Here is a 24773-nt window from a genome sequence, read left to right on the forward strand (position 1 = left end):
CATAGCACAGTTGCTGCAAACACTTCTTTCAAAAGCAACATCTGCACGCTAACCCCAGGGAGTAGCCTCGCAGCCCACACGGCAATTGGCACTAACAGGGCAAGCATAACACCAGGCCAACTTGCCTTTAGAAGTTCAGCGCAGCTAACCCCTGTTATTCCCAGAACCTTGCTCCACTGGGGAACTGTCGCCAGCATTCCCAGAACCACAGCGAGCGAGGTGCCGGCAACTCCGAATAGCATGGTCAAAGGATATATTATTAGAGCCATAACGAGAACCCGCCAGAAATTCATCCAGAAGTCCAGCTGCGGTTTTCCAGTTCCAGTAAACACCGCCCCTCCCACAGCTGCAACCGATCGAAGGAAGCCGGCCAAAGTCAACAATTGCAGGGGCACGATTGCGGCTTCCCATTTAGCACCTAAAAGACCGGTTATGATTTCAGGGGCTGCCGCTATCAAGAAAACGGTTAGCGGCAAAGAAAGCGTCATTATTATTTCAAATACACTCAAAAACGCTCTTCTGAGCCTCTCCTTCTCATCTTGAATCTCCGCATAGGCAGGAAACATTACAGCATTTGTCACATGCGTGATTTCGGTTGCCGGCATATTGGACAAGCGATAGGCAACTTGATAAACACCCAGAGCACTTGCTCCCAGCAACTTACCCAGAAAGGCGTCGTCCCCTTGAGTTGCAAGAAACAGGATGACTGTATAGGCAAGAACCCATCGGCCATATTCAAACAGTTCGACTGCTTCTTCTTTGTGCAAACGGAACGAGGGACGATATTCTAGAAGCACATAGGAAAGAATTACTCGGGTTACAGCTCCTGCCATGCCAGCCCAGATAAGTGCCCAGGCAGAGTGAAGCTGAAGAGCGAAAGCCACCCCCACAACAAGACTGACCAGGGCTGAGCCCACATCATAGACAAAATTCCTTCGGAATTTGAACTCTCTCTGAAAAAACACAACGCCGACGTTTTCGCAGCCGCCTAGCACAACTGAGATGCACATTACCCGAAGGAGGGACACTACCCGGATCTCATTGAAAAACCAGCCGATTACTGGGGCTGCCGTAAACAGAATTAGTGCTAGTAGAATCCCTCTGATAATCTGCACAGTCCAGGCAGTATCTAGATAGGGCTTGATGTCCCCCCTTCTCTGAACTAGAGCTTTATCGAAGCCGGTTCTGGAGAAAGTCTGCAGGGTAGCTATAGAAAGCAGGACTAGACCATATAGGCCGAAATCTGCTTTGGAGAGCAATCTAGCAAGTATGACAACCTTGCCGAGGGTCAGAGCCTGTGCAATAATTTTGCTGGCAGAAACCCAACCCATCCCCCGGAGAACTCGCTCAGTAAGAGACGACTGTGAGTTTACTCTAGACATGTTGGGTGTTTGCGTTGTCCTCGATATGTTGATTTACGAGTATTGTGGCAACATCCGCTTTTGGATAGATGGAAGGGTTAGTATACAGTTGAATGAAGTTTACCTTCGGTGGACGCCGCCGAGAGATCCAAATTTTCTTTTGTTTCTGGAAAAACGAACACTTTACACCCTTCGCACACAACTCCCACCTGCCAGGTCTTCCAAGATTTCCACCTGGCAGTAACTGGCAAGACCGCGACTGCAACACTCTTGCCGGGAACGTTAACCGTTCCCCGGGCAAAGACGTCGCCGCCTTTTTCTTTCGGGTTGCGAAGTTGAAGCTTGATGTTGGTGGCATCTTTTTCGCCCAGGTTCATCAGCAGTACGCGCATGGTTTTAGGTACCACGAGTCTGCTGGGATTTGACCAGCTCCTGTCTGGCTCCACCCATCGACTGGATGCAACAATCATCGGCCTCTTCCATGGTTCAGTAAATGTCTTGTATAGTTCGATCACCTCTCTGGGGAGTCCTGAACCATCCGTTGGAATCTGGTCAAATCTGTTGCATAACTCGTCTGCGTATGCCAACAACCCCGGCTCCCCACGGTTAACTCCTGCAGCAAAAAAGGCCACGCCGGGAGATTCCGGTGCAATGAGGCGGAGAAACCTAATCTGTTGCTCGAGCTCCTTCTTGGTGGCAGCCCACTTGTCGCCTGGATTGCCGCCAATGCCCAGACCAAGACCAACAATGGTCTTGTGCATCAGGCCCTGATACTGCGCTGCCCGAACCTGGCTAATGATATGCCAGTATCCTTCCATACTGCCCACATATGCTTCGGGCAAAACCAGATCTACCACCTCACGGTATGCTTCGGCCAGAACCGGCGAAATAGGTCCCCGCATATGCCAGACTACCAGCCGCAATTGTGGAGATTTCTTCCTGGTCTCGCGGAGGATCAAGGCGGTCTTCTGGTCTGTCTGCCCACCAAAGTCGAAGCCGAATTCGTCAATGCACACCACAGGTTCAGGATTGCCGCCGTAGTCAATTGAAGCGAGAATCTTCACAGCTTCAGAAACAGGATTGCGAAGCAGACTGAACCACGTTTTTCCCTGGCAGGTAATCACCCCTCTTTCTCTCCAGTACTTCCAATCGCCAGGCTTGCTGAGAATTAAATTCGCTGAGTGCAGAGTGACAGGCTTCTTGTTTTTGGGTAGATACAAGAAAGCAAAAATATGCTTTTTCCCCAGAACCTCAGCATTTGCTTGAATCTGGCCTAATTGCACCAAAAAGATGAGAATGGTAAACCAGGAAACAATAAACAACGAATTCTTGCATGCCGACTGCAACCTGCTTCCACTGGAATGTTTAAATTCTCTGGCTGTGACCTGCAAAATCATTTCAAGGCTTCGTGCTCTTTCGCGATTCTGATTGTGAAGGTGACATCTTGAGTTGTGCGGATTGCGGATCATTCCCAAAAAAACCGTTCCAGCAACAATTGACGGCTGAGTTGCTAATCTGATGCTGTTCTCCTTTTCCTGACCTGGTCTTCAATCCATGTATAGGTTTTCCTGAGCCCTACCTCCAGAGGCTGCGATGGCTTCCAACCTAATTTCTTATAGATCAAGCGATTATCAGAATTTCTCCCTCTCACCCCTAGCGGACCCTCGATGTGCTTCTTGGTCAATTTCTTCCCAGCAATTGTCATTATCAAGTCAGCAAGCTGATTTATTGAAACCATCTCTTCTGAGCCGATATTCACGGGACCAGCAAAGTCCGAACGCATGAATCTGATCGTGCCTTCGAGGCACTCGTCGATATACAAGAAAGATCTTGTTTGTTCCCCATCGCCCCAGATCTCTATCTCTCCTCCATCAGGGGCTTCTGCGACTTTTCTGCAGATTGCTGCGGGAGCTTTTTCTCTGCCATCACACCATGAACCTTCTGGTCCAAATATGTTATGGTAACGTGCTATTCGCACCTCCAGACCATAGTTTCTCTGAAATGCCAGGTACATACGTTCACTGAACAGCTTCTCCCAGCCATATTCGCTGTCCGGCTCGGCGGGATAGACACTATCTTCCGAACAATTCGGATTGCTTGGATCCATCTGGTTGTACTCAGGGTAAACACACGCAGAGGATGAATAGAAAATCTTCCTTGCATTCGTCCTGTAGCATGCTTCCAACATGTTAAGATTGATCATTGCGGAGTTGTGCATCACATCCGCATCATTTTCCCCAGTAAAAACATAGCCAGCCCCACCCATATCAGCAGCCAGTTGATATACTTCATCAAATCTTTGATCTACTATTGTTATGCATAGTTGTGGATCACGAAGATCGCCTATGACGAAATCGTCGGCCAGTGTATCTGCAAACTCGGGATACTTGAGGTCAACCCCTCTGACCCAGAAACCTTCCTTTTTGAGCCTCTTGACCAGATGATTGCCAATGAAGCCACCGGCTCCACACACTAGAGCTTTTTTCATTGAATTATCTCAAAGAGGTGGTTGGGGTGCCTCTCCCGCTGTTGAAATAGTATGCGCAGCACAGTGGGTACTAGTGCTCCGCGCTTGCCGGTTATCGGCTGTGGTCACCATGCCCGTTTCCGTCTACCGCCACGTCAGGAGGTTTTTCTTTGTTGCCAGGAACCATTGCCGATGCGGACTTCGTTACCTTCACCCTGGCCAAAATCCTCAATACTCGAAAACCGCACTCCTACCTTCTAAACCTATTGAGCGATGTCTGCTGTTTTTCTCGCTCAGGGCCAACCCAACCAAGACACAAAAGAGTATTCCATTCGAGGTGATCTGGATGTTGAAATCGACCAGACTATGGATTAGCATGGCCACGATGGCGCCCAGGGCGCCTAGAGTAATAGCCGTCTGGAAACGGTCTCCTCCTGAATGCTTGAGCCTCTTGAATACTGTTCTGAATATCAGAAAAAGCCCCCACCCAAGGGGTATCAACACTGGCAGACCCATCTCACTGGCAATCTGCACATAGTCGTTATGCGCCTCTCGCCATCTTATGTTGGACCCAGCAGGGCTTACTGCAGTAAATGACCACGGGAAGGTGCCCAGGCCCGTGCCCCACAGTGGGTATTCTTCAATCAGTTGAGTGGTTGTCTTCGCTGCACCCAGTCTACCATTGAAACCAATTTCCTGTTGATTGCTGAATGACCCTATACGTCTGAACAGGTCATTGGATCCAAGGAAACAAAGGGTAACCACAAGCACAAAAGAAGTTATAGCCAGCGAGATCTTCCACCTTTGCCAGCCCAGGCGGCTGTAGAAAACAGCACCCATAAACATGAGTGAAGCAGAAGTTGCAATCCAGCCGCCCCTGGACATGCTTAACAGAAGGGCAATGAAGATGAGCGCAAGGCACGAGCCAAGGAGCATCTTCTCCGCCCTGGAACGGAAAAAAAGATAGCCCAGACCAAACAGAAACACCATTTCTAGATAGCCAGCAGCGTGATTGGGGTTGACAAAAGTTGAGTTCAATCGGTGGCCATCCAGTCTATACTTCCAGAATGCTGGGATGGATCCACCAGCATATTTGATAAAACCCAGCAGGGAAATCAGCACGCCCATGCCAAGGAGCAAGACGAGCATCCTGCGGATAGCAGCCTTCGAAGATGCAAGATCATATGTCAGGTAGAAGGCGGCTATATAGAGAAGCAGGCGCATGAATGCCCAGGAAGTGGCTTGTCTGTACATAGAAAAGAACCATGACACGCCTGCCAGGAGCAGAAGCAAACCGATTGGCAGATCCAGGACCGTCCTAGGCAACAAAGGCTCACCCTGCCAGAGTCTCCTGATCATCATGGCGGTGAGCGCCAGGAGTACCAGCCAGAGAGAGATGCAGAAGGCCCAGCGCTCTGTAGCCCCGCGGGCAAGAGGAGCGAAGATCAGCAGGCCGAAAAAGGCGGCTTGCTGGATCGCAGCTGCCAGGGCCGCGTTGCGGGTCGCAGGTTGCAACTTCCGCGTTCTGCGTCGCGAGTTTGTCGAGTTTATTTTACTTTTCACTTCTAGCTCTTGACCCCCGACCCTTGACTCTTGGGCCTCAACCTGAAGTGGTTACCGGTTATCTACCTGAACAAACCTTGACAAAATCATAACGACCATTATAATGACTATACCAAAAGCAGGAGGGCCCTATGCAGCCTATTGATCAATTTGTACCTGTCACCAAGGCCAAGAGCATATTCTTGGAGCTGGTCAGGAAGATCAGCGAGACTGATGACACTATAGCCATTACCAAGAACGGGGTGCCTGAGGTAGTTCTTCTCAGCATGAGCAAATTTCAGAACCTTCTCGAAACCCTGGAAATCCTCTCTGATGAGAAGGCCATGAAGTCCATCCGAAAATCGATCCGTGAGGCCAAAAAAGGAATATGGGTTGACTTCGAGCAGGTTATGGCAGAATGAAAAGCTTCAGAATCAGATTCACCGCTGAGGCTGCCAGATTAATATCCAAACTTCACCCTGAGAACAAGAAGCTTATCAAGGCCGCCCTGCGAGAGCTCCGTGAAGCTCCTTACTCCGGCCATGACCTGCAGGAGGAGCTTGCCGGCTTCAAGTCGTTCAAGTCAAAAAGATATCGCATCATCTATAGGGTAAACGATGATGAACAGTTCATTGAAATCTATTATGTCGGCCACAGAAAAGATATCTATGAACAGTTCAGGGAGTTGTTAGATCAGCTCACATAAGCCGGGATGTTTCTTCTCACGGCAAGATGCCGCTCCGAGAGAAGGCGCAAAGCACAGGCTTAAGGATTTATTGCATCACTGTTCGCTTTCTCACACTGCTTCGCCGCACAAGACCTTCTACGCTGCCGATACGGGCTTCGTTAACGTTGCCGGTTGAGGAGCTGGGTTACGGCTAGGGTTACGAGGCCCGTTTTGTCCATCGGCCACGTCCATCGGCTTTTTTTGCTACTGCGAACCGTTTCTTGTTGAGGCAGATGCCACTCCCACGGTTGAGCCAGTAGGCACTACGCAGTAAGCACCAGCCACCATCTGAGTTGTTCCTGACAATCAATACCTGATAACCGACACTGGCCAACGCAGTCTGAAGCCTGCGGCTACCGACATTTGGCCATGATCACGACTACTCCACAGTGTTGCTGCTCTTGCTCTCACTGCCTGTGGGAAGAGGACTGCTTCTGACATCAGTGGACTTGATGGTACGGTCGAATTGCCTGTCGTGACCCGTGCCAAGCGGTGGTTGAGGCGGCGGCGTAACACCAATACGCCCGGGGCCGCCTGTTGTATATGTGCGAATTTCTACAGGGTCAGCAAGGTCGCGCAGGAGATCCCAATCACTGCCGGTGGCTCCGCGAGCTCTTTCGAAGTATCGCGATGTAACCGAAGCAATTTGTCGTGCGCCGATGAGATCACAGATTGTTTCTTCTATGACCACGCCGCACAATTCTACCAGCCCCGAGAGAACCAGCACCCTGGTTCGGTAGTCTTTTTTTACTGGTTCTTCATTGGCGGCGAACAGGTTGCTGAGGTCCAAGCTTGCCACACGCGCTGCAACACCCTGTTCTACTGACAGGTTGACCGGCAGCATGTTATTGAGAGCGGCAAGGGCCGGATGTCTGGCCTGGCTCCGGGGGACATCTGCCAGGGAGTACTCCACAACGAAGTCAGTGCCGCGAGTGCCTGCAGTGGCATTCTGGGTCTGCACAACGTAGCCTTTCTCCTTGAAGCCAAACAGATCATTCACAATGAAACGTGCCTTGCCGGCCCAGAGGGAAAGCTTGCTCTTCCTCTTTCTTTCCACCGGTTTGAAGAGATACTCGGTGATCTCCAGGGTAGAGTTGGGGGCCATCCGTACACGACTCTCGTCTACAAACAGAATCTCTGCCCGGCTGTCCGTACCTGTTTTCAGCTGATCGTGCAGCTGGATCTCCTCTCCCACAGTAACCTGCCAGCTCTTGCCTTCCCGCTCTACTCGCACGATGCCGTTGAAGCTGACCACCTCACCTACAGCACCGTTGGCGGAGTGGGAAGGCGGCGGCATCAGCAAACACATGCTCAGCAGGAGCATGAAACAAAGTAGACATCTGGTAAAATTCTTCCTGTCAATATGCATTCTCTCTATCTCCTTTCAGCGAGGCGAGCGCCTCGGGGTTACAGCTATGGCTACGGCCAGGGCAACGATGCCCGTTTCGTCTGTCGGCCACGTCAAGCGGTCTTTGTTCGTTACCGATACACGTTGCCGATACGGGCTTCGTTACCGTTGCCCGTTAACGGCCTCAGCAGGCACAGAGGCCTGCCCTACCGGGAAAGGTGGTGCGGGCGTCTCTGCCCGCTTAACTCGTAACCCGCCTCGCCTAACTACTTTGCCTTGACTTCTTCAACCTCCACTATGAAGTCAGTGCCTCTTACACCAGCGGTGCCGCTCGGGGTCTGGACTACAAAGCCCTTCGTTTTGAAACCGAATACCTTGTTGACGATGAAACGAGCTTTTCCTGACCAGAGAGAAAGAAGGGTCTGTCGCTTTTTGTTTTCCGGCTGGTAGAGATATTCAGTGATCTCCAGGGTGGAGCCTGGGGCCATTCTCACCCGGCTTCTGTCAATGAAGAGAATCTCGACCTTGCCATCTTTTCCGGTCTTGAGCTGGTCAAGCAATTGCAGAGCTTCTCCTTTTTGTGCCTGCCAGATCTTTCCTTGCCTTTCGACATAGACACTTCCAGAAAAGCTCGTCACCTCTCCTACCACATCGGCAGCAACCAGGGCGGGAACCGGAGCCAGGAAACACCAGGCAAGAAAAATCAGGAGAGGAGGGAGCCATAGTCTATGATGGTTTCGATCCATTTTCCTTCGGTTCATGTGGTCACCTCCTCTTTTATACGGTAATGGGTTAGGGCTACGGCTACGAGGCCCGTTTCGTCTCTCGGCTACGCCGTTCGGCTTTTTGTTCGTTACCGATACACGTTGCCGATACGGGCTTCGTTACCGTTGCCCGTTAACGATTTCACTTCTTTTCTTCGCCTCCTCCAGTTCTCGGCGGAGGTTCTTGTCGTCTGGTCTGAGATTCAGGGCCAGGTGGTAGTAGCGCACTGCCGAGTTGTACTCTTGCAGTTCGGTGTAGGTTCTGGCGATTCGTCGTGGATAGTTCGCATTCTGCGGTACTATTTTCCGGGCTGCCTGCCAGGCCTGAATGGCGGCCCGACGGTTGCCAAGCTTAAGAAAGAGCTGGGCCTGAATATTGTAGAGATCATCTCTTGTAGGAGATACATAACGAATGGCTCTCGTGATGGCCTCCAGTGCAGCTGCGTACTTCTTCTGAGCCTCAAGCGAGCGCACATATAACAGATGATAACTGCTGTTTGCTGGCTTCAGTATGGCAGCTTTCTGGCTCTCCAGCTCTACAGCATTCCAATCTCTTCTCTTTGCGGCGATCTCTGCCAGGTAGTAGTGGGCCTCGGCTGTTTCTTTATGCTGTAGAGACTGCTGTAAATAGTGAGCAGCAGCCTCTAGATGTCCGTTGCGATAGAAGGCTTTTCCGAGAATAAGCGGCAGAGATTCTGCCACGGCTGGCTCGAATTTGGCTGTCTCCTGACAAAGTTGTACATAAACGCCGAGATCGTCAGAGTTCTTGAAATACCCTGCAAAATGCTGCAAGGCCTCATAGCGGTCAGGGGAAAATTCGAGGGCCCGGAGAAAAGCTTGCTGCGCTTTGCTCTTATCACCAAGTTGGAGGTAGTAGCGGCCGAGATTCACATATAGGCCCGGCGACGGATTGAAACCCGACTTATTGATCAGCTCTTCAGTATAAGCTGCGGCCTTCAACCAATCCTTTTCAGAGGCGGCCATTGCGGCCAGCTGAGCCAGGGCCTGCCTGGCCACCAGAGGGTTGCTGACTGCTGCCTGCAACCCCTGCCGGAACTGATCTTCCATAGTGGTCGTCCAGAGAGGAAGCTTTCTTAAGTCTCTGTAAATCCCCGGAGAAACCTGAGCGAGCCGCTTGACATAAGGCAGGCTTCTGGTGGGCTGGCCAGACACCAGATAATAGTTCACCACGTGATAGAGAAATTCAGGATTTTTCGGATCTGTAACCAGGGCCTGGAGGAAAAGGCTCTCTACTTTGTCACCCTCCTGTTTATGCCCCTTAAATTTAGAGAGCCACCAGGAGGTCCTGGCGAGATCAAACCAGTGTATAGCTTCGTACGGGTTGAGTTCCGCGGCCTTCCTGTAGAGTTCACGCGCTCGCAGCAGCAGCTCGATAGTTGTTTCAGTACCCCCAGCATCGATCGCTGCTTCATAGAGAGTGTCTCCATAAACCCTGTGGTAGGCAGCATTGCTCGGCGCTTTGTCAATGCTGCGGGCAAAGTCCTGCTCCGCTGTGTGGTAGTCACCAGCAACAAGGCTGGCCTTGCCGGCCCTCGCTTCCAGATCGGCTATGGTGAACTGGAAAAGCCGCAAGCTCGCATAGCAGAAAAGTCCAATGACTGCAAGGCCAATGACTGCCTCCTTAACCTTCATCTCTACCGACTATCCTCGTTCATCCGCTGATGGTTATCTTGCATTTTGTCACACCCAGGAGAGACAAGAGTCCATGGCGGATGTATCTTGTTGCCGGATTGGCGATTGACTTCGCATAAGGTTAGCCAGGGCAGAGCTCCGCCATAATGGTTTCTTCAACCAATTAAAATAATTCAGGGTTTGTGATTGACAGTTTCACTTTTCCTGGCGGCGCTTCGCGCCGCGGCGCACGGTGCAGGGCACAGGGCGCAGTGTCATCATACCTGTTTCTTCTCGCGGCAAGATGCCGCTCCCACAGTTCAGGCCACGGCTACGGTTACGGGGCCCGTTTCGTTTTTCGGCAACGTCGAACGTCGGGTTCTAACAAGTTACCATGAGCCTTGCGCCCATCCCAATAACTGGCAACGGTTGATGGCAAAATGAAAGTGCACCCCTTTCTCTAGCCGATTGCTGGCGGCTAACCTGCATTACAATGGCGCCAAGGCGCAATTGCTTGCCAAAATTGATATCAACACAGGACAACGCAGGCTAAAGCCTGCGGCTACCAACATATTGCCAACACCTCCACCATCAACTGATAACCGATAACCCCGGCGAAGCCGGAAGCCTCCTAGCTTCCTAGCTTCCTAGTTTAGCGGTAACCCGCAGCTCGCAAATCATGACGTGCACGGTCTATCTATTCGATCGCGGCTAGAGAGCCGCTCCTACAGTAATTGTTACTTGCAAGGAATAACTTTTTACTTTTTCCATTTCACGTCTCGCCGTGCCTTTCCTCCGCTACCTCCGTCTTCTCCTCAGGCCGGCGGTAATAGTCGTCATAGTCTGAAGCGTAGCGGCCGTAGTAATAGGGGTCTTTTTTAGAATCCAGCATATTGAGCACCACCCCCACTACCTTGGCTTCCACTGCATCCAGTTGATCCAGAGCCCTTTTAATGAGCCTCAGATCCGTAGCCCCTGCCCTGACCACCAGGACCACCCCATCGCACTCACCCGCGAGCACTGCTGCATCGCTCACTGTGGCCACCGGCGGTGTGTCGATTAGAATCACGTCGAACTGACGCCGCAGCAGCTCCATCAGAACTCGCAGCCGTCTGCTTGCCAACAGTTCCGGTGGATTGGGAGGAACGCTGCCGCTGGGAAGGACCCAGAGGTCGCTCCCAGGCAGTTGACAGACCCGCTTTGTTATTTCTGCAAGGAGATAGGGCGCGGTATACGAAGAAATGCCGTCCAGCCCCCCCATTGCTTCTCTAAGCGCCATCTCTTTAGGATCCGCTGCCGCTGTTGATGTTGACGGCTCTTCTTTGAAGCTGAACCTCGCCTGCTTGCATGCATCTTGCTGGCATTTATTGAGCGCTCTGACGTTCTCACTGATGTGGAGCTTGAGAGGCCCAGCCAGTTCCTCTGGCGTTATAAAACCCAGATGGAGCAGCACCTGCCCCAACCGCTGGTCAGTGCTTCGCTGCTTGGCCATGGCTATCTGAGCCTGTTCTCTGGTAATCTTGCCGCAGCGCAGCAGCAAATTGCCAAGCCGCGTTCTGCTCGGGCGGCTGGGCCAGTCTACATGGATAATCTGTCCCTTTTCGAAAGAGACAGTGAACACGTCGGTGCCATTTTCATAGGTGAGCACGCCAGTTCTTTCCTGGAGTTCCAGTAGCCTGTGAATGTCACCAGCGCCCAGCTCACCGAGAAGTCCCTGAGTGATGGGTGTGTTGAAGGTATCCACCAGGATTTCAACGAGAGAGCCGTTGTCAGCAAACCTTATGATCTTCTTGTTCGCTGGCAAGCGCAGATCAGCATCTATAAGCAGCGTCTTCCTGCCGAGCTGGGACAGGGTCAGGCCAAGATTGAGGCAGGTGGTGGACTTTCCCTCACTGGGAGAGCTGCTGGTTATCATGTAAACCCCCCGCCGGTTCAAATCTGCAAATCTGAGATTGGTGGCAAGGGTGCTGAAGGCCTCATAAAAACGGCCTGTAAGAGGCTGATTCAACACCGTGGGTCCACATACTGCATCTTGCGATTCCTGAGGCTTTGTCTTGCAAAAGGCTCTGGGTATTTCCGCCAGTACCGGCAGATCGAGGGACCATTCGAGCTCTTCCCGGTTGTGCACGGTCTGATCCATGTATTCTAGAAAGAAGGCCAATCCCATGCCGGCCACGAGACCGAAGATAATGCTGAGTATAATGTTCTTTGCCTTCTTTGGTCGTATTGGCCGCGAAGGAGCGGATGCAGGGTCTACAAGGCGCAGGCTGGTCTTGGTGATCTCATCGGTAATGTTCGCCTCTTTGATTTTGGCGAGAAGAATGTTGTAGATTTCCCGGTTAGACTCCACCTCTCTTTTGAGAATCGCATACTGCAGCTCACTGCGATTGGTATCGATAGCTTCCTTTTCATAGCTTGCCATTGCCTCCTTGAGAGCTTTCTCCTTGGCCATCAGAACGGCGCGTTCTGATTCGGCATTGACCAATGACTTTTCTATCTGTTCGCGGATCTTGCGGCGGAGTTCGGTGAGCTTCGAGGTTACCTTTATCATCTCAGGATGCTTGTGTTTGAAAACGCCGCTCATCTTCTTGTAATCGATCTCTGTTGCAAGCAGTTCCGAGTAAAGGCTCTCAACTATGCTGTTTTTTATGAAGGTGGGAATATTTTGAATATGGCCATTGGCGCTGTTTTTGATGAACTTCTTCAATTCATTGATCTTGGCCTCCACAGCCATCCTTTGACTTCGCGCTTCCAGATAGCTGGCGTTCATATCTTCTATTTTCTGTGTGTTGAGCCGCTGTTTGCCCTCAATGGAAAAGAGGTTGGCCTTCTCTTTGAAATCAAGAAAAGCCTTTTCTGCTTCCTCCACCTTCTTTCTCATTGCATAGAGCTGGTTGTTCAGCCATTGGAGCATCTTGCGTGAGCTCTCCAGTCGTGTACTGGAATCATAGATGATGTAGTTCTCCGCCAGGGCATTGGCGAGATCTCTTGCTGTTCGCGGGTTGTAATCTTCTACCTGGATTCTGAGCAGCCGGGTGTCCTCGACCTCCTTGACTCTGATTTTGCTTCGCAATCGAGCGATCCTGTCAGCAAGGAGGCTCTCGCGGCTGGGCGGCTGTTTTTCCTCATTGGACCCGGGGAAAATGCTTTTGAGCAAACGGCTGATATTAGTTTTCACCGTACTGAAAAATTTAGCAATTGGAGGGAGTTCCAGGGAGTCATCTGAGATGTCCACCTGTTCCAGGACGCGCTCGAGGACTGGACGTGCGGTTACCATCTGAAAGTGTGTCCTGAAGGTAAGCTGCTGAGAGACATAGCTGTCGTACTCCAGAAGCTTGCCAGTCAATGGGCTCCTTTTGGCTTCTTTGCCGATGATAATCCCTGCAGTGGCCTGGTAGACCGACCTCATGGAAAAGGTGTACAGGGTAGTAACCAGCACGGTCACGAAGAGGATGGAAACGATCAACCAGAGCCGTTTTCGCAGGACGAAATAGTAGTCCAGCAAATGGGTCCGCCTGCCCGGTTCTTCCTGTATGTTCACATGTGTGTTTTCCATTGGTCTTCCGTCCTCACGGTTTCAGTAGGCACTATGCACCAAATGAATTGCTCCTGAAAACCGATAACTGATCACCGGTAACCGTAACCGGCCAGGGTTATTGGCTTTTTCCCGTTACCGTCAACCGTTTGCCGATACGGGCTTCGTTACCGTTGCCGTAAACCGTGACCCCAAAGCTCCACAACGCAGGCTAAAGCCTGCGGCTACCAACATATTGCCATGACGTCTACGGCTTAGGCTACGGCTATGATGCCCGTCTCGTTTCCAGGGTCAATCGGCCTTTGCTTCGTTACCGTGAGCCTTGCGCCCTGTGCCTTGCGCCATCTTCCTCTAACTGGTGCCTCACAACCACGACTCCGGCACATAGATGCGGTCTCCTGGCTTCAAGAGCACGTCTTTTTCTTTTCCATTCTTCACCTTGTCCAGGTTGATCTTCACTATCTCCTGAGTGCCGTCAGGCTCCCTGCGCGTAATGGTGCTGCGGTTCGGGGCTGCGTATTTAGCAAAGCCGCCGGCCAGAATACAGGCATCCAGGGCTGTGAGACCCTCCTGAAAGTCGTAGACACCCGGCCGGTTCACCTTGCCCAGAACATAAATCTTGTACTGGGTGAGGTCTGAAAACGATGTGGGCGGAATATAGACCACATCTCCTGGCTGGAGTTCCACATTTCTTTCGGCAATGCCGAGATCTAGCAGCTCCCGCAGGTTGACCTTGATGGATTTTTTCTTCTGTACAAGTTCATTTATCTTGGTGTTGCTGTCGAGATCCTTCAGCGAACCACGAAGGATGTAGGCATAATTGCTGCGGTTTTCAGTGACTCCTCCGGCCTTGGCGATCAGCTCCAGCAATGTTGTGGTACTGCTGTCCAGGGGAAAGAGCCCGGACATCTTCACTGCTCCGGTAAGATAAACTCTTTTACTCTTGTAATCTCTGACACTGATGAGCACCTGCGGATTGACAAAATAATCCTCGGCCAGCGGTCTGCTAACTGTCTGCGTGAGTTCTGCAACAGACAGACCTTCTGCCTTGATTTCACCGAGGAATGGAAAATTGATGGTACCATTGGCTGATACAGTGAGATCAATTGCCTCCTGAGACTGGCCTCCTGCAAAAATATTGATGGAAAGCACATCGCCCGGGCCAATGATGTACGGCTTGTCTTGGGCTGACACAGCCGTAGTCGTGATAATCAACAGCAGCGATACTGTTATTGAAATAATTCGCGATTTCATGGCTCAAATCACTCCAACCTACTTGCTGCCAGGCAGTAAGCACAGGCACTGAGCGGCCAGTACGGCTCACTGCCAAGGTTACGATGCCCGTTTCGTCTGTCGGCCACGGTTAACGGCTTTTCTTCGTTGCCGTAAACTGTCCACGGATATGGGCTTCGTGACCGTTGTCCCTTGACGACCTGGGTTATGGCTATCGTCATTTCAAGACATGTTGCAATGCCCATTCTTTTCGCGGCAAGATGCCGCTCCCACAGAAAGTGCAAAAGACCTTTTTATTTTTCGCTCCCTTGGTTGCTGGTCACGGTTAGAGAACCGTTCCTGCAGCTGATCTGCCAGTTTTACAGGGAACAACGTACTTTCAACCTCATGCCCTCCAATTCGAAATTCGCAATTCCAAATTAGAAATCTAGACACCGTAGCCGTGAGCCTTGCTCCTTTCCCCATAGCCGATAACTTCACCTTCATACTGACCAACCCAGGCTAAAGCCTGCGGCTACCAACATATTGCCAACACATCTGGCGATAGCCGGTAACCCGGCACCTCCCAATTCCAAGTTCGCAATCCTGAAGGCGTTGCCGTGAGGCGTTGCCAATACAGGCTTCGTGACCGCTGCCCTGAGCCGTCCACATTATTGTCTCGTAAAAAACTCCGTAATGTCGTACACGGTAGTCAACCGAAAAAACACCCTGTTTTCCTTGTAACGCCTGCCTCTTTCATTGGAACCGCGCTCCGTATAGTTGTATTCAACACTCAATTCAAAGATATCTCTCAAGAACCTGTAGCCCAGGCCGCCAAAACCGTTATAGGTATCGTCCTTACGCGGGCTGCCGATGTAGTCGCTGTTCTGGTAATAGCCGCCCAGATATGCTCGGATTTTTTCCAGGAAAATATGTTCAGCATACAGGTCAAATCTGTATGCTTCAAAGTACTGGTCCTCTGTGGTGAAATCTACGAAGTTACGTTCAAAGGAGACGTCCAGCTTCGAACGATCAGTAGCTCCGGTAAGAGTGGTGTGAAATACGAAGGAGTCCTGATTGCTGAGACCACTCTCATCGAATGTCCGCCGCTGGTAGCCTGCTCCCGCCTCACCGCTGAGATAGGTGTTGAATTCGTGTCTGAAGACGAGCTTGGCCTGGTAAGCATCATAGTCGCTCAACCCGGCGTCATAGGACCGCCTCCAGTATTGCTGTTCCAGGTCAAGGTGATTGGTGGAGTTGAGATTGTATGTCAGGGTCACAATGCCTCGATTTTCCCAGGAATCTCCCTGCCCTGGATCTGGATTCTTCCACTTCAGCCGCTCGTTGCGATAGCCAAGTGTAATGGCCCCTTTTTCGGCAAGGTCGTATTTGATTGACGGACTCACTCTGTTGCGCCAGTATTTCTTCCTGCTCACAATGTCACTGAACTGATCGGAGGAGGCAGGCTCCCGGGTGAGAAAGAACTCCTCTGTGAGCCCAAGTGTCAATCTAGAAGTGGGCCGATGGGCAGCTGAAAGCCCGAGGTTATGGCCGAGGTAATTCTGTCCCGAACCATTGACACTGCTCCTCTGGGAGTTATGCCAATAGTAACCAAAGCCATAGTCCAGAGAGAGAAAACTGCGTTCTGTGAAGGCTTCCACATTGATACCGGGCGACACACTGGTTACCCAAAAGGTGGTTTTGTTTCGTTCAGCCCGATACCAGTTGTCATTGTATTCTTCTTCGAGAATTATCCGAGGCTTCACCTTCACGTCTGCAAGAGTGGGACCAACAACTTCTGAGGATTTAGCATGGCCCACCTTCTTTCGTTCGGAGTTGCTTGTCGCTACCCTCTGGTTTTTCCCATCCTTCCCATTGCCCTTGTCCGACCAGACTACGAGGAACAACTGACTGCTGCCATCCGCTCAGTGGCTGTTCAGGCACATGATCTGATAGTCCTTGTCAAATCTGATTGCTATTCCGTCGGAGTTGGAGCGCTGCACTCTTCCCTTCACTCGTATTAACGAATGACACCCGGTGAGCTGCCGCAGCCGCTCATTTTCCACCGTGATGTCCAGATGAACCTCTGTACCCCGGGCTATCTGAACGCTGCCAGCAATGAAAGCCCCACCTGCCGAGATATCCCTGGTACGGAAATCGAACACCTGTTTCTGTACCGGCGATTTCACTTCGACTCGTGCGGGAAGACCCAAAGAAAACCTCTCATACTCTCGTCGCTCTTGCATTTTCTCAATCCATGTGAGCCTGCGCCCAATTAAAAATTACTGGTTCACGATCCGTACCATATTATGTAAACGCAACCGACCATATGGGTGCCGTGTTGAAGGTGACGCCTTCGGTTGCCGTTACCAGGCCAGTTGAGTCAGTAGGCACCAGGAAGTAAGCAGTAGGCAGCGGCGCTATACGCGCAGACGGCACAGGGTACATGTTTAGGGCACAGGGCTGAAGATTAACGACACGGCTACTCGTTTTTCCACAATGCCAAATCCCATATCTCCTTCTACCTTGCCGTGTACCCTGGCCGATGCGGGCTTCGTTACCGTTGCCCCTGACGTTCCGTATCGCGGCAAGATGCCGCTCCCACAGTTTGACCAGGCAGTAAGCACTAAGCACAATATAACTGGAGCACCTGATAGGGTCTTCACAATAGAGCTGGTCGCGGCTAGAGCTCCGGTCCTACCACATTGTTTCTGGCATCTGATTACTGATAACCAGCGGAGGCCTTTCAGCCTTCCTTGCTGCAGACTAACCCACAAAACCCAAAACTTGCAGTTATTAACTCCTATCCTGTTTGTTTTTGAGATAAAACACAATCGGGGAATGGTATGGTTTTTTTCGTATTTTTCCGTGGGGGGATGTCTAAGAAACCAGTAGGCAGATAGTATTAGGAAGAAAGGGAAGACTAGTACTTTCGTCTTATTCGCTAGAGGTTTTTGGCAGCCCAGAAAGCGGCCTGCAGACGGTTGGGTACTTTTATTTTCTTAAATATATTATAGAGATGCGTCTTTACGGTGTGCGGACTTATGCAGAGTTTCTCAGCGATCTGTTCATTGGTGGCTCCTATAGCCACCAGGGCAAGTATCTCTTCCTGACGAGGAGTGAGCAAAGTCAGCCCCTTTCTTGTGGGGTCGTGTCCGCTTTTACCCTCTGTAATACACTTTGCCATAATCCCCCTGGAGACCCACATTTCTCCCTCGAGCACCCTGCATACGCCCTTGACAAAGTGATCCGTGGGGTCATGTTGATAGATAAGCCCTCTGACGCCCTCCCACACACATCTTTCTTCATTTTCCAATTCAGAGCTGACATTGAAAAGAACCATCTCGTATCTGGTGGAATCCTGCGCGGCCAATGTTCTGAGGTCGGTGAGAAGTTGCTCCATATCTTTTCCCTGGGAATCCAGGAGCACCAGGGCATATTCTCCCTCCTCCTTTTCCGCTGCAATCACCTGAGAAATCTCTTTCTTGACCAGACAGCGCACTCCAGTTTCACGCTTTATACATTGGGCTATGAGCTCATTCTGCACCGCACTGGGTCCTACCACATAGACACTCTTCGCCCTTGAAGAAGCAGAGCTTTTAGATTTTCGAGGGTCCTCTGATACCATGGCAGGGAAAACCTAGCGTTCTTGAAAGTTGACTACGGTTACCGTACGACGTTTTTCTTACCACGTCAATACGAAAAGTTCCAAGTTCCCACCTATCGGTTATTGCAAGACGGCACATGGCCCAGGGCACAAGGCAAAGGGATCACGGCCAGGGTTACGAGGCCCGTTTCGTCTTTCGGCAATGTCAAGCGCCGTACTGTGACACGTAGCCATACCCACTCTTTTCGCTGCAAGATGCCGCTCCCACGATTGGACCAGCAGGCAGTAAGCACCAAGCACAGCATGAATCGATCCCCTGAAAGGATTCCTCCAATAGGGCTCGCCGCGGTTAGAGAACCGTTCCCACAGGAGAATCGTCAGCAATATTGGGGAAAACGTGCTCCCGACTTCGTATTCTAAATTAGAAATCCGCAATTCCAAATTCGAAATCTAGATGCTGTTGCCGCAAGCCTTGCGCCCTGTGCCGTTTGCCCGTTCTTTTACTTCGTTCGTGCGATGAACACACCGTCCCATTCCCCCTCGGGAGGGCTCTTGCAGTAAATGAGACAGCGCTCTTTCATGACCCTGGCAGGCCCGTCCTCAGGAAGGATCTCCAGCACGCGTTCAAATTGGGTAAGAGCTTCCTGCCAGCGCTGCTGCCTGTAAAGTTCCAACCCCCGGGCAAAGTGAGCATAACCCTTCTTTTTTTCCGGTGGGAGGGAAGTACCGGCCTCGGCCAGCAGTTCATAAACTCGCACCGGCTGTTGCCTGCCCTTGACTCGCACCATGTCCACCTCACGGAGCTGAAAAGAATCGCCAATCAGATCTGCTGTGTTTTCACCTATTAGAATTTCCGTACTGTAGACCTTGTTCAGCCCCTCAAGACGGGAGCCAAGATTCACCTGATCTCCCAGTGCCCCGTAGGCAAAGCGGTAGCGAGAGCCGATGTTGCCGATCAGCATGCGGCCAGAATTGACACCTGTACGGGCCGTCAAAGGAGGCCTGCCAATCTTGGTCCATTCCTCTCGCAGCCGATGCAGGGCATCCCGCATCGCCAGGGCAGCAGCGCACGCTCGCTGGGCATGGTCTTCCTGATCCAGGGGCGCCCCAAAAATGGCCATCAGCTCATCTCCCACGTATTCTTTGAGAGTACCCTGATAAGCGAAGACCTGTTCGGTCATCTCTGCGAAATAATCACTCAAAATGCTAATCATCTCATGGGGTGCATAGCGCTCAGAGTAACTGGTGAATCCTGCCAGATCACTGAATAGTACAGTGAGCACCTTTTCTTCACCCCCAAGCTTCAGGCGACCAGGTTCCCTGAGCATTTCTTCGATCACTATCGGGGCCACATAGTGCCTGAATGCGCCCTTGATTTTCTTGCGTTCTCTCTCTTCCGTGAAGTAGTGATAGACAGTAAGGGCAAGATAAGTTACGGACAGAACAAACAGGGGATAGACTATATTCAGCCAGACGCCAGAGCGCACGAACAGCCATTGAGCAATGGCGATATGACAGATAAAAAGCACTGAAGCAAGCAGCAGACCTTTGAGAGCACTCATTCTGGGGATGGCTATTGCTGTGATGAACCCGAGTACAATAATGGCAAACAAGTCGTAGACTTTCGACCATTTGGGTCTGGTGATGAAGTTTTGCGAGAAGATATTGTCAATAACCGTGGCATGAACTTCCACCCCGGGATACAGTGGACTGAAAGGAGTACTACGCAAATCATGAGTTCCCATAGCTGTAGCCCCTACCAGCACGATCTTGTCTTTAAAGGTGCCGGCAGCAAGCTTGCCATGGAGAATGTCGGTTATGGAGTAATGAGGAAAAGTCTTGGGCGGACCCAGATAGTTGATGAGCATCTGGCCGTTCTCGTCTGTGGGAATAAAACGGCGTCCCATCTGGATGCCTTCCACTCCGTAAACAGCAACTTTGATCATCAGCTGGGGTTTATCGAGGTAAAACCAGGCACTCAGCAGAGAAAGGGGAGGAAAGGCTTCCTTGCCACACTGGATAACGAGAGGCAGCCAGCGCACCACCCCGTCGCGGTCAGTGGTTACATTGAAATATCCAGAAGCGGCTGCTTTGCTGGTAAATATTTTCAGATTGCTCTCCGGTGCATAGGCTTTGATAAATGGTGAAACTCCCGTGTCCTGGCCTTCAAAAATAATGAGCGAGTACTTGGATGAGTTGATGCGGGCAAGCTGCTCTTTGATTTCTTTCTCGCCTATCTTATATCCCAGGCTGCCTTCGTCCATGTGAAAGAAATAGCCGAGGACCACCGAGGCGGCACAGTTGCCGATAGCCCTGGCCAGCAGCAGGTCATTATCTGCAGCCATCCTTGTTCGGGCTAAAAACTCAGACAGCAGATGATTCTTGATCTCTAGAGAGGCAACCTGTCTGTTCAATTCCCTGATCAAACTCAATTGCGAATTCTCGTCAGGCTCCAGGAAACCCACATCGAAACTGATGACCTTTGCTCCATCTTTGGAAAGGATATTCAATAGATCAGCGAACTTGGAGCGCGGCCAGGGCCAGCGTCCTTCCACATCGAGACTTTTCTCATCTATCAGTGCCAGGACTACGGGCGCGGTGGGTTGCACAGAACCGCGGGAGAGAAAACGAAGATCGTAAGTTTTCAACTCGATCAAATCGAGAATAGGTATTCCCACTAGAAACGACAGCACAACCAGGACAGTGATACCCAGTGAAATGGAAAATGGATTAAGGCTGAATAATGATTTCAGGCGAAATTTCATCACGAATTGTCCTGGTTAAGTATCTTTCGTCGCGGCAAGGTGCCGCTTCCTCTGTCTGGGTTACGGCAACGGTTATGAAGCCCTTTTCGTTCGTCGGTAACGTCAGTCGGCGTTTTCTTCGTTGCCGATAACCGATAACCTCATTTTCTTGACTGGCCAACGCAGGCTAAAGCCTGCGACTACCAACATATTGCCCAGACATTTACCGAGAACCAACAAAAGCTCATCGGCTTAACAGCTTCCCCCTGTCCGCCGTCTTGTCCGATGACTTGTCCGCCGAAGCCGGAGGCGAAATCGGAAGTCAAAGGCGAAGGCGGAAGCCGGGAGATTGCTGGTCGCGGCTAGAGATCCGCTCCTACAGATGAATCGCCAGCGTTTTAGGTACAATGTAGCCTGAACCTCGCATCCTCCAATTCGAAATTCGAAATCTATGACCCGCAACTCACAACCCTTTTTTAATGCGTTGCACAGCTCAGACACGGGTCGAATATACGAACGCAGCGGCCTATTAATCGTTCACCGGCTGGGGAAAGTCTGTCATTGTGGAGGTGTTTCTGAGCCAGATCTTTTATCAGCAAATTGATGTAGGCATTATTGAACTGAGTAGCCACCAGAAGCCGCATTCGCTCCAGATAGCCACGTTTGACTAGATAGCTGTGTACCAGTACGCCGCGGGGAGCCTCCAATACGCCAATGCCTTTACCGCTCACTTTGAAGTCAACATCCACCGCTGTCTGTTTGAGATCCACTTCCGTGAGAAGATGCTCAATTCGTTTGGCCGCCCAGAGGATCTCCGCCAACCGGCAAACATCGTAGCTTTCGAGATTGGCGGGCTCTTTTTCCTTGAAAGAAGCTACGATTTCCAGAGAAGCTATTTCCGGATCGTCCAGAAAGCCGCCTTCGAGATATTTTCTGGAAAACGGACCCACCAGTACCATGCCGGCAGGAAAGCCGAATGAGCGAAGATAGGGAAATTTGGCAAATGTCCATTCTGCCCTCATCTCGGCAACATTTTCCTCGAACTCTTCCCTGGCAAAGGTCGCCACAGTCCTGCCTTCCTTACTGTAGGCTCTGAAAACATCCTGCCCTTCGCGACCGTCGTATATCAGACAGAGGGCTTCCTGGTCAGGTGGCAGTTCGATGCTGTCCTGGTCAAGCTGAATTTTTCCAGCCTCCACCAGCAGTGTTCTCGCCCGTACTTGCACCTCAGCTGCAATTTGTTGCACCTGCTCCAGCTCACTCTCTGTAGGAGGTATGAGAAAACGTCCGATCCCCATGGCAACTGGATGCGAGGCGCGCTTGCCGAGCAGTTCCACTATTCTCTGTCCGGCCTTGCGCAGGGCGAACGCCTCTGTGGCAATCTCTGGATGAGTTTTCATGAGCTCGAAGACTCCTCCAGCTGCGCCAAGAAAGTCAGGAACCGTAAGGAAAAAATAGCTCAGGGCATGACTGCCTATCCATTCACCCAGGACGATGATCTCCCGCAGATTCTTTATTGAGGCCGGCACCTCCACTGAAAGTGCTTCTTCGATCGCCTTGAGGCTTGCGACCTGGTGAGAACTGCTGCACAAGCCACATACGCGGGATATGAGTTGCGGTACAAATTCCACCCGCCTTCCCTTGCAGAACCGTTCAAAGCCACGAAAGTCTCCCACCAGAAAGCGGGCAATTTTGATCTCGCCTTCTTCCACCTCAATGAGGATATCTGCATTTCCTTCTACACGAGTTGCTTTCTCGAGAAGAATCTTCCTACTCATCGTATCCTCGATGGGTCCAGGACCATGTTGTGAGAGAAGTTCATGAGGCTGTAACCACAGCTGCGCAGGATTCTCATGACTGTCTTCAGCTCTTCTTCGTCATGGTGGCAACGTCTTCGTAAGGAACTCAGGATTATCTGCTCGAGGGTCTCTCCCTTTTTCATACGCTTCAGGACCTTCGCTGATGGTCCCCGGCATCCCCAGCAGGGCAGGCCATTGCTGGGGCATATGGCACCGCAGCCCCCTTTGGTCAGAAAACCCAGGCACAGAGAAGCACCCGATGAGAAACAGAGAGCAGGGTCCCAGTCCTGCCGAGGGTAGACGAACATGGCATCAGCCTCCACTTTCCTGGGCTTTCGGCTGCATTCGGCACAGACGATCTGCCGCAGCTTCAGACTTTGTTGCTCTCCTCTCAGTTCTTTTACGAGTTGGATAAGGTAATCTATCCGCGCGGGGCAGCCCGGCAAGTAATAATCAACCCGGACAAAATCATCCAGCTTTCCAGCCCGACGAAGCAGGGCCATCTGGCTGCGTTGATAGGTTCCTCCAGCACCAGCTCTGGTACCAGATAGGTAATAGTCGAAAGGATCCTGAGTCTCGCCATAAGATGCTTCAACTATCTCTTCCAGCTCGAACATGTTGGCGAGACTGGGTATTCCCCCCTGGGCAGCGCAGGTGCCCCAGGCTACCAGGTAGTCGCTCTTGTATCTCACCTCTCGCAGCAGTTCCTCATCCTCTCGCATCCGCACCGCCCCATCTATTGCTACTATGTCTGCTTCAGAAATCTCGCTCTGATCCATCAGCATCGGACAGTAGACGATGCGAACGCGTTCCAGCAACTCTCCCAGCTTTTGTTGATCTTCCAGGAGCACTGCCGCACCACTACCGCAGGTAGAAAGCGACACCAATGCCATCCGGATTCGCTGCTCTTTTCGCAATGGTGGCAAAAGGCTCATCTGGACTATATCCACCCATTTCTCCGGATCAGCCATGGCCTGATGGAGTCGGCGCAACCGCAGGGTTAGAACCTGCAACACATAGAGTGCAAGGCCGGGATCGCGTTTCACTTTATTGAAAAAGGCACTTCGCATGATCGGCACCAACTGACAGCGCTCGGTCGCCACTGCGGATGCCGAGCGAGGTCGGCTGGTAAGAAGCGCCATCTCACCGAAAATATCTCCACGCCCAAGGCGAGTCAGGAAACATCGAACACCTCTCTTTTCCTGATAAATCTCGACCGCACCCTGGGCGATGATATACATGGCCTCGCCTGGATCACCCTGGCGAAAAATATTCTCGTAAGAATCGAAGGTAACGCTTTCTGCACGGGCCAGTGCCTTGATGTCCAGAGGTGCACTCAGGGGAAGCTGCAGAAAGGTCTCGCTCCCGTCATTACCCCGGCCGCGCCTTTCTTCGGTAAACGACAGCTGGCACTCCATCTGTCTTCTTTTTTCGAGAGCCACTCGCAAAGATTCACTTTCTTCAACCTTCCGCTGCAAGAGTTTGCTCGTCTCCTCAATCCTCCTGCTCAAAGCCCTGAGCAGATGAATGGCCACCCCAGGGTCCTGACGCACCCTTTCGAGCAACGTCTCCCGGGTGAGGTAAAGCAGTCTGCCTGATTTTATGACAGTTACTGTGGCTGATCTCGGTTTTTCGTCAACCAGGGCCATTTCGCCGAAGAAATCTCCTGCTTCCATGAGCCCCAGCACAACTTCCTGCCCCCCCTGAAGCTGGCTTACCTCCACCGCGCCGGACTGGATTATGTACATGGTGTCGCCCGGCTCCCCCTGACGACACACAACCTCTCCCTTTTCATAAAAAGTGCCGAATATTTCTTCGTTGTACGCCATGATGTCATTGCCTCACTGGTTGAGCACCGGTTGTGGACAATGGTTAACAGGCCCATATCTGGATAACGGTAAAGGCTAGGGCAACGGCCACGAAACCCGTATCGGTAAACGGCTCGCGGCAACGAAGAAAAAGCCAACCAACGTTACCGAATGCCGAAACGGGTTTCGTAACCCTGGCCGCAAACCGTGCCCCCAAAGCCTCACAA

Annotated in this window: 17 protein-coding genes; 2 read left to right on the forward strand and 15 right to left on the reverse strand. The window is 51.5% G+C overall.

Features of this window, described 5'->3' with window-relative positions; all coding sequences use genetic code 11:
• From JRI89_07030 to JRI89_07045, 4 genes are all read right to left on the reverse strand, one after another.
• On the reverse strand, positions 1–1382 hold a 1382-nt coding region (locus JRI89_07030), incomplete at its 3' end, for a lipopolysaccharide biosynthesis protein (protein ID MBW2070994.1).
• 77 nt (positions 1383–1459) lie between these two features.
• On the reverse strand, positions 1460–2485 hold the full coding sequence (locus JRI89_07035) for a hypothetical protein (GenBank protein ID MBW2070995.1): 1026 nt from the start codon (positions 2483–2485) through the stop codon (positions 1460–1462).
• Positions 2486–2871: 386 nt separating this feature from the next.
• Positions 2872–3849 carry an NAD-dependent epimerase/dehydratase family protein gene (locus JRI89_07040; protein ID MBW2070996.1) on the reverse strand — a complete coding sequence of 326 codons (978 nt, stop codon included), beginning with the start codon at positions 3847–3849 and terminating at the stop codon, positions 2872–2874.
• 207 nt (positions 3850–4056) lie between these two features.
• Positions 4057–5343, reverse strand: a complete 1287-nt coding sequence (locus JRI89_07045; GenBank protein MBW2070997.1) for an O-antigen ligase family protein — start codon at positions 5341–5343, stop codon at positions 4057–4059.
• 179 nt (positions 5344–5522) lie between these two features.
• On the opposite strand from JRI89_07045, the gene JRI89_07050 reads away from it, so the two are divergent.
• On the forward strand, positions 5523–5792 hold the full coding sequence (locus JRI89_07050; protein ID MBW2070998.1) for a type II toxin-antitoxin system Phd/YefM family antitoxin: 270 nt from the start codon (positions 5523–5525) through the stop codon (positions 5790–5792).
• Positions 5789–6076 carry a type II toxin-antitoxin system RelE/ParE family toxin gene (locus tag JRI89_07055; protein ID MBW2070999.1) on the forward strand — a complete coding sequence of 96 codons (288 nt, stop codon included), beginning with the start codon at positions 5789–5791 and terminating at the stop codon, positions 6074–6076. Before JRI89_07050 ends, JRI89_07055 begins: the two co-directional genes overlap by 4 nt.
• A 400-nt stretch (positions 6077–6476) precedes the next feature.
• Here JRI89_07055 and JRI89_07060 read toward each other — a convergent pair whose 3' ends face one another.
• The 11 genes from JRI89_07060 to JRI89_07110 all read right to left on the reverse strand — a co-directional run bounded on the left by JRI89_07060 (position 6477) and on the right by JRI89_07110 (position 24567).
• A complete protein-coding gene (locus tag JRI89_07060) occupies positions 6477–7466 on the reverse strand; it encodes a FecR domain-containing protein (protein MBW2071000.1) in 990 nt (329 codons plus the stop codon).
• A 245-nt stretch (positions 7467–7711) separates the two neighbouring features.
• Positions 7712–8206 carry a FecR domain-containing protein gene (locus JRI89_07065; protein ID MBW2071001.1) on the reverse strand — a complete coding sequence of 165 codons (495 nt, stop codon included), beginning with the start codon at positions 8204–8206 and terminating at the stop codon, positions 7712–7714.
• Positions 8207–8329: 123 nt separating this feature from the next.
• Positions 8330–9862, reverse strand: coding sequence for a tetratricopeptide repeat protein (locus JRI89_07070; GenBank protein ID MBW2071002.1), 1533 nt, complete (start codon positions 9860–9862; stop codon positions 8330–8332).
• 751 nt (positions 9863–10613) lie between these two features.
• Positions 10614–13397, reverse strand: coding sequence for a polysaccharide biosynthesis tyrosine autokinase (locus JRI89_07075; protein ID MBW2071003.1), 2784 nt, complete (start codon positions 13395–13397; stop codon positions 10614–10616).
• Positions 13398–13739: 342 nt separating this feature from the next.
• Positions 13740–14630 carry a polysaccharide biosynthesis/export family protein gene (locus JRI89_07080; protein MBW2071004.1) on the reverse strand — a complete coding sequence of 297 codons (891 nt, stop codon included), beginning with the start codon at positions 14628–14630 and terminating at the stop codon, positions 13740–13742.
• A gap of 629 nt (positions 14631–15259) precedes the next feature.
• Positions 15260–16354 carry an outer membrane beta-barrel protein gene (locus tag JRI89_07085; protein MBW2071005.1) on the reverse strand — a complete coding sequence of 365 codons (1095 nt, stop codon included), beginning with the start codon at positions 16352–16354 and terminating at the stop codon, positions 15260–15262.
• A 159-nt stretch (positions 16355–16513) separates the two neighbouring features.
• Positions 16514–16834 carry a PilZ domain-containing protein gene (locus JRI89_07090; GenBank protein MBW2071006.1) on the reverse strand — a complete coding sequence of 107 codons (321 nt, stop codon included), beginning with the start codon at positions 16832–16834 and terminating at the stop codon, positions 16514–16516.
• Between the two features lie 698 nt (positions 16835–17532).
• Complete coding sequence (locus JRI89_07095; GenBank protein ID MBW2071007.1) at positions 17533–18153, reverse strand: response regulator transcription factor; 621 nt, start codon at positions 18151–18153, stop codon at positions 17533–17535.
• Positions 18154–18695: 542 nt separating this feature from the next.
• Complete coding sequence (locus JRI89_07100; protein ID MBW2071008.1) at positions 18696–20960, reverse strand: CHASE2 domain-containing protein; 2265 nt, start codon at positions 20958–20960, stop codon at positions 18696–18698.
• A gap of 455 nt (positions 20961–21415) precedes the next feature.
• A complete protein-coding gene (locus tag JRI89_07105) occupies positions 21416–22717 on the reverse strand; it encodes a Ni/Fe hydrogenase subunit alpha (GenBank protein ID MBW2071009.1) in 1302 nt (433 codons plus the stop codon).
• A complete protein-coding gene (locus JRI89_07110) occupies positions 22714–24567 on the reverse strand; it encodes a cyclic nucleotide-binding domain-containing protein (protein MBW2071010.1) in 1854 nt (617 codons plus the stop codon). Before JRI89_07110 ends, JRI89_07105 begins: the two co-directional genes overlap by 4 nt.
• Positions 24568–24773: the final 206 nt, after the last annotated feature.

Source organism: Deltaproteobacteria bacterium (assembly GCA_019309045.1).
GTDB lineage: Bacteria > Desulfobacterota > Syntrophobacteria > BM002 > BM002 > JAFDGZ01.